We start from the raw sequence: 12030 nt of genomic DNA, 5'->3' as shown, positions 1-12030 counted from the left end.
CTATACTTCTTTACGGATCAAGACAACAATACGTATCCCTATTTAGCGGATGGCTTCGTTCGCCGAATCACTTCACGCTTGGGAAAAGCGATCCGCCAGACGGCCAGTGGCGTTTGCTGCTTACCGAAACAGGCGTCACAGATTCTGTTTTCGGCGGGCACGGCTGCGTTGTAGATAAACAGCGTATCGTTTATTTTCTGGATGTTCGAAATCTGCGATTTCTTCTGCTCGGCGTTGTACAGATACGCGTCGAGTATTTCGCGCTCTTTCTGGTTCAGGGCCTTATTCTGCACGTCGGCTGCGCCCAACAAACGAATATCCACGCCATACTTCTCCGCGATGGCCTTCGTGCGCGGCAGAGTCTGTAGCTGACAAAGTTTTGCCTGTTCGGCCGGGTCGTTGGTGGCCTGGAGTTTTTCGGCCAGTTCGTTTTGAACCGTACGGCTAATTCTGTCGCCAAACGTATTCACCGTTTCTACCATGTCGGCGTTGGTAACGCGTTTAACCTTCATATCAGCCATCTGCTGCTTTAATTCTTTGGTATATTTCACCCGTTCGGGATCGCAGGAGCCAAGCGTCAGCGCGAGCAGAACAAACGTAATAATAAGAGAATGCGTTTTCATTGAACCAGAGAATCATAGTGGCCAGTACGTCTATAACGTTACACACGGGCCGTGGGTTGCAAAGGTAGCGGATGGGCGGTTGTCCGGCCGAAATGTTGTATTTTTGTAGTACGATACTATAGAAACAGTTATGCTCGAACAATTAGAAGCCATTCGGGAACGCTTTAACGAAGTCGCCCAGCAGATTGTGCAGCCAGAGGTGGTTTCCGACCAGAAGCGGTTCATGAAGCTGAGCAAAGAATATAAAGATCTGGAAAAGATTGTTGATCAATACCTCGCCTATCAGCAACTGCTGCTGGAGATCGACAACGCCAAACAAATCATTGCCACCGAGAAAGATGAAGACTTTCGGGAGATGGCAAAAGGTGAGTTAGACGAACTGCTGCCGCGCCGGGAAACGCTGGAAGAAACGCTCAAAGAGATGCTGATTCCGAAAGACCCCAACGACAGCAAAAACGTTATTCTTGAGATCCGGGGCGGTACGGGTGGCGACGAAGCCGCCATTTTTGCGGGTGATATTTTCCGGATGTACCAGCGGTTCTGCGAGAAAATGGGCTGGCGCATGACGCTCGTCGATTATACCGAAGGCACGTCGGGTGGATACAAAGAAATTATCACCGAAATCGAAGGGGAAGATGTGTACGGTAAACTGAAATTTGAATCAGGCGTGCACCGTGTGCAACGCGTACCGGCTACCGAAACACAGGGCCGTATTCATACCTCAGCCGCCAGCGTAGCCGTACTTCCCGAAGCGGAAGAGGTGGACGTAGAACTGAACATGAACGACATCCGGAAAGATACATTCTGTTCATCGGGCGCGGGTGGTCAGTCCGTTAACACGACGTATTCGGCGGTTCGGTTGACGCACATTCCAACGGGTCTGGTCGTTCAATGCCAGGACGAACGTTCACAGCTGAAAAACTTTGACAAAGCCCTGACCGTGTTACGTTCGCGTTTGTACGAAATCGAGTTGCAGAAGCATAATGATGCCATTGCGTCGCAACGGAAAACGATGGTAGGCAGTGGTGATCGTTCCGACAAGATCCGGACGTATAACTATCCGCAAAGCCGCGTAACCGATCATCGCATCGGCCTGACAGTATACAACCTACCCGCCGTGATGGACGGCGACATCGGTGAATTCATCGAACAACTCCGCATCGCCGAAAACGCCGAACGCCTAAAAGAAGGGGCAACGGCTTAGGTACTTTTGCTGGTATATGGACAAATCCTAATACGTATGGCGCGTGTTAGGATTTTTTGTGTTTTAAAAGGAAAGCGTTGACTGTAACTCTGTACAATCAAGATTAAATACAGATAAACAGACATTTATCTTTTATCTGCCAACGTGTACATTCAAAATTAATCAGGCCAGCCTGCTGGCTTGAAAGATGTCCTTTGTTCAGCGGGCGCACAGACGGCGGTTGGAGGACGGGGAGGTCCATTCCGAATAAAATCTGGACCTAACGGCGGTGGCATTTCGGCTTTGGGCAGCCGTCCATATAAGGCATAGAATAAGCCAGGTGGTACACCCTGAGTATCTCTACGATCGATATAGTGTGGTTTAATAAATACCGCCGAGGCCGTAAAATAGCCAACAACAGCTTCGTTACTATTAGCTACGTTGTGTATGTTTCCCGCCGGTATAGCTGGGGGCGTATCGGCCAATCCACCCGTTTTTTGGGTTTGCTGCGCTAAGAGATTGAAGTACTGATAAGCGTCCTTCGTAAGTGATCCCTGCCGTATATGCACTATACACGGTTTATTTTGATAGTAGGGAATATGGGCTACTGGCCGACGAACGATTAAACCGCCATTGCTGTACTGATCATTAAATATATTTATATCGTCGTGACTCTGTAAGATTTCCCAACATTTAGTCCGGCAGGGGTAATCAAAAATAGCGTTTCTGAGCTGGTTTTGAGCCTGTGAACCAACTGGTGGGTAGAAACAATCCTCGTATGGCTGATCGGTAGACTGATAAAGTGAACGGCTTAGCAGCTCAACTGCATTTACAGCATATATCCCTCCAGCGCACGACCGGCACCACTCCTGCTGTTCATACAACGTCCAATCCCAACGGTAGTAATTACGTACATCGACAGGGTCAAGTATATCAGCATAAACATCATGTCCGCCAGTGTAATTTTCATCAATTACCGGTAAAACACTAGCCGTATTGAACTCTGACGTTACCCTTGCTACAGGGGGCACGGGCTGCATAATCTGTTGTGTAGAAACATATCGGGTTCCGTCGCTCAGCGTAAACTGAAGTTGGTAGGCGTGGCCGACTTGTCCTTTAAAATCGGACGGAAGCTGATAAGTACCATCTACAGTTTCGTGACACGTAATGGTTTCTGTCGAATCGACCACCACGGACACTTTTGCTTTAGTAACAGGAAATATGATGGATCGTCCTAACGTTTGATCGGGTCGGGACCGGTTAAGACGAATTTTCATCGGTTCCACCAGATTAGTAACGGTACCTTCTACTATTAGTATATCTAATTTGCTCCTCAGCGTCAGATCTTCGGAATCGACACAAGCTAATGGTCCGCCTAATAAAGCTACCGAAACCAATAGCAAGACCCATAAACGCATAGCATACGATGTTTTATAAGATGAGACTTGCCGCACGGTTCTTAAGTATGACTTATGTAATTTCTATAAAACCAACTCATATAGCGGTCAAACAAGAGAAGATTTATATATAACCTCAATGTTAGGTATAACTACTGCATATTAATTCAAATTTTAAACCCTCTTGAGTGCTAAGCTTTCTCTATCTTCTCTTGCTTAGCTCTTTATTTTCTTAACAGAATATTAGCATTATATAATACTTCCTGCTGATCAATCTGCTTTAAAGCAAGAAAAAGCCTGTTACGTTCTCGTGGCTTGCATGAGAACGTAACAGGCTTTTTCTTTTGATGTATTACGTTAACCCTGAACGTTGTCTGAGGTTAATTTTGCTCCAAGGTACTCGCGATTCATACGAGCGATGTGATCGAGTGAAATCGATTTCGGGCACTCAACCGAGCAAGCACCTGTAAACGAGCAAGCACCGAAACCTTCAGCGTCCATCTGTGCTACCATCCGTTCGGCCCGTTGCTGGCGCTCAGCCTGCCCCTGCGGTAACACGGCAAAGTGCGACACTTTAGCCGCTACGTACAGCATGGCCGATGCGTTTTTGCAGGCTGCAACACAAGCGCCACAGGCAATGCACTGAGCAGCATCCATGGCTTCGTCGGCGATATAACGTGGCACCGGAATCTCATTGGCATCAGGTGCTGAACCGGTGTTTACCGAAATGTAACCGCCTGCCTGCGCCACGCGGTCGAACGCCGAGCGATCCACCATCAGATCTTTAATAACCGGAAACGCCCGTGCCCGCCAGGGCTCTACCACAATGGTATCGCCATCGTTGAACGACCGCATGTGCAGCTGACAGGTAGTTGCCCCAGTTTGCGGACCGTGCGCCCGACCATTGATAAACATGGCGCATGATCCACAGATGCCTTCGCGGCAGTCGTGATCGAAGGCAATGATTTCTTCGCCTTTCTTGGTCAGCTCGCCATTCAGTACGTCGAACATTTCCAGAAAAGACATGTCCGGCGATATATTATCCAGTTGGTATTCCACCAGTTTACCCGGCGTACTATTATTTTTCTGTCTCCAGATTTTCAGTGTGACTTTCATTGTATCAAGAAGTTGTCAAGTCGTGAAGTCATACGTAGTAGCGTTTTAACGAACCGTACTACGTATGACTCAATAACTCCTATTTATAACTCCGCTGGGTAAGCTTCACATTCTCGAACTCAAGCACTTCTTTATGAAGTACCTCAGGCTGGTTGTCGCCCGTGTACTCCCAGGCTGCTACGTAAGCAAAGTCGGCGTCGTTACGTAGTGCTTCCCCTTCTTCGGTCTGATATTCTTCGCGGAAGTGACCGCCACACGATTCCTCGCGGTGCAGGGCATCATCCACCATAAGCTCGCCCAATTCGAGGAAGTCGGCTACGCGACCGGCATGTTCAAGCGACTGGTTCATTTCTTCAGCATCACCCATCACCCGAACATTTTGCCAGAACTCAGCCCGCAGTTCCTGAATCATTTTCTTGGCTTTCTTCAGGCCCTCGGCGTTACGTGACATTCCGCAGTAATCCCACATGATGTGGCCTAACTCCTTGTGGAATTCATCCACCGTTTTGGTGCCTTTGATCGACAGGAAGCGGCTGTTCATATCCTGAATGTGCTTCTCAGCCTCCTTGAAGGCAGGATGGTCAACAGGCAATTTGTCGGCTGGACCGATCGTTGCCAGGTAATCACCTACAGTATATGGAATCACGAAATAACCATCGGCCAGCCCCTGCATCAACGCCGATGCGCCTAAGCGGTTCGCGCCGTGGTCCGAGAAGTTCGCTTCACCCATGGCGTACAAACCTGGGACCGTTGTCATCAGATTGTAATCTACCCAGAGACCGCCCATCGTATAGTGCACCGCCGGGTAAATCATCATTGGGGTTTCGTATGGGTTATCGTCGACGATTTTCTCGTACATCTCAAACAGGTTACCATACTTAGCCTCAATGGTTTTACGACCATCGCGCTTGATTGCATCAGCAAAGTCAAGGTACACCGCCAGACCCGTTGGCGCTACGCCCCGGCCCTCATCGCAAACGTACTTGGCATTCCGGGATGCTACGTCCCGGGGTACCAAGTTCCCGAAAGATGGGTACCGGCGCTCCAGGAAGTAATCGCGGTCTTCTTCGGCAATGTCATTTGCCCGTTTCTTACCCTGGCGAATCAGTTCAGCGTCTTCTTTTGATTTCGGAACCCAAACCCGTCCGTCGTTACGTAGCGACTCCGACATCAGCGTCAGCTTCGACTGGTAATCGCCTTTAACCGGAATACAGGTAGGGTGAATTTGCGTATAGCAAGGATTACTGAACAACGCGCCACGCTTGTGCGCCCGCCAGGCGGCCGTAGCGTTTGAGTTCATGGCGTTTGTCGACAGGTAGAAAACGTTTCCGTAACCGCCTGTGCAAAGCAGTACAGCGTGGGCGGAATGCGACTCAATTTTACCGGTAATCAGGTTTCGGGTGATAATCCCCCGACACTTGCCATCAACGACGACCAGATCGAGCATTTCGGTCCGCGTAATCAGCTTCACCTTGCCATTTGTCACCTGACGGCTTAAGGCATGGTAAGCACCCAGCAGCAACTGCTGGCCTGTTTGCCCCCGTGCGTAGAACGTACGCGATACCTGCGCCCCACCGAATGAACGGTTCGCCAGCAAGCCGCCGTACTCACGAGCAAACGGAACGCCCTGCGCCACGCACTGGTCAATGATGTTTACGCTAACTTCGGCCAGGCGATACACGTTACCTTCACGAGCGCGGTAGTCACCCCCTTTAATGGTATCGTAGAACAGACGGAATATACTGTCGCCGTCGTTCTGGTAATTCTTAGCCGCATTTATACCACCCTGCGCTGCAATGGAGTGCGCGCGCCGGGGGCTATCATGGAACGTAAAGGCTTTCACATCGTAACCCAGCTCAGCCAGTGAGGCAGCCGCAGAAGCACCCGCCAGGCCCGTTCCAACAACGATTACATCATATTTACGCTTATTCGCCGGGTTGACCAGCTTCAAGCCGAACTTATGCCGTGACCATTTCTCGGCTAACGGCCCCTCGGGAGTCTTTGAATCCAGTTTCATACTTCTTAATTGCGAATTAGTGAATGAGTTAGTGAATGCTTAGCTGTCATTAACCGCTCATTCACTATACATCCGCTTACTTATATAATCCCGTGAACTTTCAAAAACACATAAATTGGCATAGCCGCAAAAGCAACCGGAATCAGAAAGGCAAAGAAATAGCGGCCCAGATTCTCAATCAGGGGAGTGTATTTGGGATGCCGGATGCCTAGCGATTGAAAACCACTCTGAAAGCCATGCGCCAGGTGATAGCCTAAGGCTACCATCGACAGGACGTACAGGAGCACGTACCACCACTGCGAGAAAGCCTCTTTCACAACCGCATACAGATCTTTGTACTGCTTGCCATCATACTCGGCCATTGGCACGGCTCCGAAGTGCATTTCGTACCAGAACGTCCGCATATGAATAACAATAAAGACTAGGATTACAGTCCCTAAAATCCCCATATTTCTCGATGACCAAGGGCTATTCGCATCCGGACGTGCATAGGCATACTTCACAGGCCGTGACTCCTGGTTGTGGCGGGTTAAAATCCAGGCCATAAGCGCATGAACCAGAATAGATGTGTAGAGCAGGTACGAAATAGTAATGATAAGCGGATTATGCGTCATGAAGTACGTGTACTCGTTGAACGCCCGTCCGTTGTCGCCCTTAAAAAGCTGTAGATTACCAGCCATGTGAACGATCAGAAACGAACTCAAAAACAGTCCCGTCAGCGACATGATGACCTTGCGGCCGAGGGAGCTGGACAATGTTTGTGTTACCCAAGCCATATGGTGAACGACACGAAATTTTTAGTGGTAAACTATTGAAAAAAAGCCGTTTTAAACGGCGCATCAAAACTAAAGCACAAACCCGACGGAAACAAGGTTAGCCCTGTTTTTAGGACGGTGGACGTCTAATTTATAGACTCTAAAAATTAGACAAATCACCTGATTTCGTAACAGTATGTATCGAGCTTTTGTTTTTCTGGATTCGTATTATTCCCGGCCGTTTCCATGCGCGTAGCTGTTAGCCATTTAATCCAGCTAAAGCCCGGCCTGTACCGCTTAATATATTGTTAATCAACAACTTTCTTCAATAACCTGTAAATCTGTTTTGACAGAACTCATTTATGCGGCTTACTTTGCAGCTCTATTGGTTAAACTGCCAACACTTATAGCATGAAAGCATACGTTTTTCCCGGCCAGGGCTCTCAGTTTCGGGGCATGGGGTTCGACCTTTACCAGAATGATAACCGCTCACAGGGTTTCTCAGCCCGGCAATTGTTCGATCAGGCTAATGACATACTCGGTTATAATTTAACAGCCATCATGTTTGAGGGAAGCGATGAAGACCTTAAACAAACAATTTATACTCAACCCGCCGTTTTCCTGCATGGGGTTGTGCTAGCCTTAACCAGCGAATCGTTTTCGCCCGACATGGTTGCCGGTCATTCGCTCGGCGAATTGTCGGCACTGACCGCGGCTGGCGTACTCTCCTTCGAAGATGGATTACGGCTGGCCTCGGTCCGAGCTACGGCCATGCAGCGGGCGTGCGAACTGGTTTCATCCACTATGGCGGCTGTGCTTGGACTAGCGGATGAGGTGATTGAGCGGGTCTGTGCCGAAATAACCGAAGAAGTTGTTGTTCCGGCTAATTACAACTGCCCCGGTCAGGTCGTCATATCGGGTAGCTTGGCGGGGATTCAACTAGCCGAAGAACGCCTGAAAGCAGCGGGAGCCAAGCGCGTGGTGCAGTTGGCGGTAGGTGGTGCGTTCCATTCCCCGTTTATGGAGCCTGCCCGCGACGAGTTTGCCGACGCGGTTAATCTGATGCCTTTCAACGCTCCCCGCTGCCCCGTGTATCAGAATGTTGATGCGCAGCCAACTACCGACCCTGCTCAGATTAAGGCCAATCTGGTCGCTCAGTTAACCTCCCCCGTTCGCTGGACGCAGTCTGTTGAGCGGATGGTGGCAGACGGCGCTACAGAATTCTACGAATGCGGCCCCGGAAAAGTCCTTCAGGGATTGGTAAAAAAGATTAGCTCAGGGTCAATAATTGCAAGTGTGTAAAATTTTTGTGCTTGTAAATCAGTACTTATAGGCTCAGAACCGCGTTAAATCGATTATTTTTTGAGCCTATACTTGCTTTTAACATTCGGCACCCATTATCTTTGCACTCGCAATTGCCCGATCGTCTAAGGGTAGGACGACAGATTTTGGTTCTGTTTGTGGAGGTTCGAATCCTTCTCGGGCAACATGGAAAGCCGCTTGATTTTATCAGGCGGCTTTTATGTTTTTCTTCTAATTCTAGCGTTATATAATTTTTAACAGGTCTTTTCTATAAGAAAATTACAATTTTTTTTGCCTCCATCTAAAAAAACAGTTCCTTTGCCAAATAGCTACACAAGGTGACATAAGGGCTTTTTTTGTATCAGAAACAATCTTTGATTGTACAACCATTGTTATTCTCTTCGTTTGGTTAATACAATTTGATATTTGGTTTACAATGATATACCGGGCCAAATAAAATCTATTGATAGATTAAGGTTCATTGAAGTGACTCTCAACGCTATTTGTAGTCAAATAAAGTAACTACATGAATAATAACGAATGCATTCAATATGGAGAAAGACGAGAAAGTAAGGCGGAACCGTGCAAAAACCACACAGCGGATCGTCGAAGCGTTGGAGGAAGTCATTGCTGAGCGTGGGCTTGAGGGGGTGGGCGTCAATCGGGTGGCCGAAAAAGCAAACGTCAGTAAAGTATTGATCTACCGGTACTTTGGCGGTATGGAAGGGCTTCTTGAATATTATGTGAAGATGGGTAAGTTATTCCCGGTCTTTAACCCTGCTGTGCTGGACCAAATCCGTCCACTCCATGAATCAGACGTAGCTCGAATCTGGTATCGTCAGGTGATTCAGACGTACCGATATTTCCGCACGTTCAAAGCAGCTCGTGAAATTTTGAAAGCAAGCGTGATTGAGAACGACTCCATTGCCGAAACAACTGCCAGGGCACAAGACGAAGAAATGACGCGTCTTGTTAGCCAGCTTTCGTTCGTGAAAGGTGCCGATACGCAGGCTGTCTCCGCCGTCATTCTGGGCGCTATGACGTATCTGACGATTATGGCTCAGAACGATCGCACGATGATCAGCATTGACTTACGTAGCGAAGAAGGCTGGAAACGTATCGAAAATGCCGTGAAGGCAATCTATATCGCTTTGAACAAGATGGCGATTACGTCTAAAGATGTGCAATTAGAGCTGCAGTCGGCTAACTTGCCGATGGCTCAATGGTAATAACCAGCAGGCAGTTTACGGAAAGACGATCTCAGATTAGCTGGTATCGCTCTTACTAAACCGCCTGCTTTTTTGTTTTCCCCTTACGTAACGGAGCTATTCTTCTTCAAGAATCAACAACTTTGGCAGTTCAGCCTTCATCCGGAATGTTCAAGCCGGTGAAGTTGTTTCGTCATTCCGGATTATAGGTCAGTTGTACAACCAAAGCCTGAGCACCATTTTTATTGGACCGCTGCCAGCCAACAGCCAGCGGAAAATGCTTTCCCAAATACACTTCTGCTCCCAACACCAGCTGGCCCTGTTCGTGCGATCCCGAGATCCAGTCGCCCAGTACGTGAAACTTCTGGTAAAAAATACCGGCGTCGAAACCAGCCTGAAATCCGGCGTTAGGACCTTCGCCCAGATAGCGGGGATTGGCGGTGTACGCTCCCAATGACCAGTTGTAATGTTCATCGTGCAATGAGCCCGCAATATGCGTATACAGATAACCTACTAATTGGGATTTGTGCGTCGGCGTTAGGTTGATTCCTCCCTGTGCTCCAATGGCCACCTCCAGATGTTCGTTCAGGTCAAACGCCTTCTGGGTGTTGAGTAATAACAAAGGACCAAATGGCTGCTGAATTGTTGAATCGTTGCGGGAGAAGCGCCGTTCTGAAGGTTCATACGTAAGGTTATACAAATTCGCGCCGATCTCCCATTCCTTGCCAAGCCCTAAATTAAAAGTAGTGCTCGACCGGTACGTTTCGGCGAAATTGACCTGTTGCTGCACCGACACCTCATGCTTGCCAACAATATCAGACGAAGGAACATTAAAATACGTTTGTTGTGCGTTTGTCCTGGATGGCGCAAACGTACTGACCAAAGCCAGTAGTGCCAGGGTGATGGTGAACAGTTTCATAACGGGGATGGCGAGAACAACTCAATAACGCAGCAACGCTGGAATGGTTACTAGCACTGAGTGTATATTCTGAAACCAGAAAAGCCTGAACCGGCATCCCGGTTCAGGCTTTTCTGGTTTTGAGCCAGGCTCGTCTACCGCTGAGCGACGGCCGTTTTTCGGGTGCGAATCTTTTGCAAGACCAACTGCCCTACCTGTTCGCCTATAACCGATCCGTTATCCAGGGCAGATCGGTAGTGGATTCCACCATACAACCGACTGATCGACGCTTCACGGGCGGCTGCCTTAAACGAAGCAAACGACCGAACGCCGTGTCCGTACTGATATTCCGTGGAGTCAATAAACGCGAGATTATCGCCGATCAAACCGGTCAACACCGTAGCCGCTGCGGCCGTAATGGTGCTGTGGCCGCTTGGGTATTCGGGGAAGGGAGGTGTTTGCAGGAAAGGCGTCCACTTGGGGTCGATGTGCTTGTTGATCACCGTCTCGGGCCGAACTGTGTTACTACGGTATTTCTCATCCCAGCAGGCAATGAAACCGTCTGTTACCGCAAACGAGGTCAACGTATAGGCTTCGACCGTCCGTATGAGGTTTAGTTTTCTTTGGCGGGCAACTGTTTGGGCAATCCCCAGCCAGTGTCCGCCCGGCGTCATTTTTTTCGAAGCATACATGACGTGGCCCGCTACGTTCATCACAAAGGCGTTGTCATCCCAAAAATAGGCAATATCCTGCTTCTCTTTATCCATGTTCTTACCCGTTTCGTAAACCTCCATCAGCTCTTTCTCATAGGAGCTTCCCTTCTGGAGACTATACATGAACGGACGGGGTGGCATAAACTGGTTACACGTATCCATTGCCCAGCAGCGCAGTTTATTCCACTGTGGCTCGGCGGCATCCATGTAGGCTGGTGGGGTTGGTACCCACGTACCTTCTACGTTCGTAACGGTATGCTTGAAACCCCGGGTCTGTTTGTAGCTGTCCTTAGCCGCATAATCCAGAATGTGCTTGGCGACGGCTTCGCCATAAGCCATTGAGCGCTCATACACCTCATCAGGCACGCCATCCTTTTTGTATTGCTCGTAGAATGTTTTTTCGAACTCATCGTAGAACTCAGCCGAAAAGGTTAGCGCACGAGCCACCGTTAAAAAGGCCCGGCTGCTCGCAAGCGGAAAACAATACTCTTTGCCCGCTTCCGGTGCAGGCCCCGACTGAAAGCGCTTTAATTTCCCTCCCAAAGATTCATAATTAGGATCGAAGGGTATGAGGGCTTCGTAACCCGCCAGGTTAGCGTAGGCATAGATACGACTGGCTACGGGCGGAGAAAAAATATCGTGAATAACGACCTCCGTTAGCTTATTTAAAGCTTTATTGTAGTACTCAGGGTTAGCCGTTGTGGCATTGTACTCGGCCGGTGTCGCCGATTTCTGACAACCAGCCAGCCCTACCAGTGCAACGACGAGCAGATAGCCGAATTGAAGTAAGGAACGCATAGGAAAAGACAAGTTAGCCA

Annotated in this window: 10 protein-coding genes and 1 tRNA gene; 4 read left to right on the top strand and 7 right to left on the bottom strand. The window is 48.9% G+C overall.

The window, feature by feature from the left end:
* Positions 1–38: 38 nt before the first annotated feature.
* Positions 39–623 carry a hypothetical protein gene (locus tag ACYVBJ_RS18605; protein ID WP_460983808.1) on the bottom strand — a complete coding sequence of 195 codons (585 nt, stop codon included), beginning with the start codon at positions 621–623 and terminating at the stop codon, positions 39–41.
* A gap of 130 nt (positions 624–753) precedes the next feature.
* On the opposite strand from ACYVBJ_RS18605, the gene prfA reads away from it, so the two are divergent.
* Entirely contained in the window at positions 754–1827 is a 1074-nt protein-coding gene (prfA, locus tag ACYVBJ_RS18600) for a peptide chain release factor 1 (RefSeq protein WP_460983807.1), read from the top strand.
* 158 nt (positions 1828–1985) lie between these two features.
* Here prfA and ACYVBJ_RS18595 read toward each other — a convergent pair whose 3' ends face one another.
* The 4 genes from ACYVBJ_RS18595 to ACYVBJ_RS18580 all read right to left on the bottom strand — a co-directional run bounded on the left by ACYVBJ_RS18595 (position 1986) and on the right by ACYVBJ_RS18580 (position 7112).
* Positions 1986–3224 (bottom strand): DUF4249 domain-containing protein, encoded by a 1239-nt coding sequence (locus ACYVBJ_RS18595; RefSeq protein ID WP_460983806.1) that lies wholly within the window; start codon positions 3222–3224, stop codon positions 1986–1988.
* A gap of 336 nt (positions 3225–3560) precedes the next feature.
* Complete coding sequence (locus ACYVBJ_RS18590; RefSeq protein WP_460983805.1) at positions 3561–4319, bottom strand: succinate dehydrogenase/fumarate reductase iron-sulfur subunit; 759 nt, start codon at positions 4317–4319, stop codon at positions 3561–3563.
* Positions 4320–4398: 79 nt separating this feature from the next.
* Positions 4399–6336, bottom strand: coding sequence for a fumarate reductase/succinate dehydrogenase flavoprotein subunit (locus ACYVBJ_RS18585; RefSeq protein WP_460983804.1), 1938 nt, complete (start codon positions 6334–6336; stop codon positions 4399–4401).
* An 80-nt stretch (positions 6337–6416) separates the two neighbouring features.
* Positions 6417–7112 (bottom strand): succinate dehydrogenase cytochrome b subunit, encoded by a 696-nt coding sequence (locus tag ACYVBJ_RS18580; RefSeq protein WP_460983803.1) that lies wholly within the window; start codon positions 7110–7112, stop codon positions 6417–6419.
* A 390-nt stretch (positions 7113–7502) separates the two neighbouring features.
* Here ACYVBJ_RS18580 and fabD point away from each other — a divergent pair, with 390 nt between their 5' ends.
* The 3 genes from fabD to ACYVBJ_RS18565 all read left to right on the top strand — a co-directional run bounded on the left by fabD (position 7503) and on the right by ACYVBJ_RS18565 (position 9622).
* Complete coding sequence (gene fabD, locus ACYVBJ_RS18575; RefSeq protein WP_460983802.1) at positions 7503–8393, top strand: ACP S-malonyltransferase; 891 nt, start codon at positions 7503–7505, stop codon at positions 8391–8393.
* 114 nt (positions 8394–8507) lie between these two features.
* Positions 8508–8578, top strand: a tRNA-Gln gene (locus tag ACYVBJ_RS18570).
* Positions 8579–8944: 366 nt separating this feature from the next.
* Positions 8945–9622, top strand: coding sequence for a TetR/AcrR family transcriptional regulator (locus tag ACYVBJ_RS18565; protein ID WP_460983801.1), 678 nt, complete (start codon positions 8945–8947; stop codon positions 9620–9622).
* A gap of 172 nt (positions 9623–9794) precedes the next feature.
* On the opposite strand, the gene ACYVBJ_RS18560 is transcribed toward ACYVBJ_RS18565, so the two are convergent.
* Both ACYVBJ_RS18560 and ACYVBJ_RS18555 read right to left on the bottom strand, forming a co-directional pair.
* Entirely contained in the window at positions 9795–10520 is a 726-nt protein-coding gene (locus ACYVBJ_RS18560; RefSeq protein ID WP_460983800.1) for a hypothetical protein, read from the bottom strand.
* A gap of 134 nt (positions 10521–10654) precedes the next feature.
* Positions 10655–12010: a vanadium-dependent haloperoxidase gene (locus tag ACYVBJ_RS18555; RefSeq protein WP_460983799.1), complete on the bottom strand. Its 1356-nt coding sequence runs from the start codon at positions 12008–12010 to the stop codon at positions 10655–10657.
* Between the last annotated feature and the right edge of the window lie 20 nt (positions 12011–12030).

The sequence above is a fragment of the Spirosoma fluminis genome, from assembly GCF_054778895.1.
This window is presented reverse-complemented; position numbering and strand designations above follow the sequence as displayed.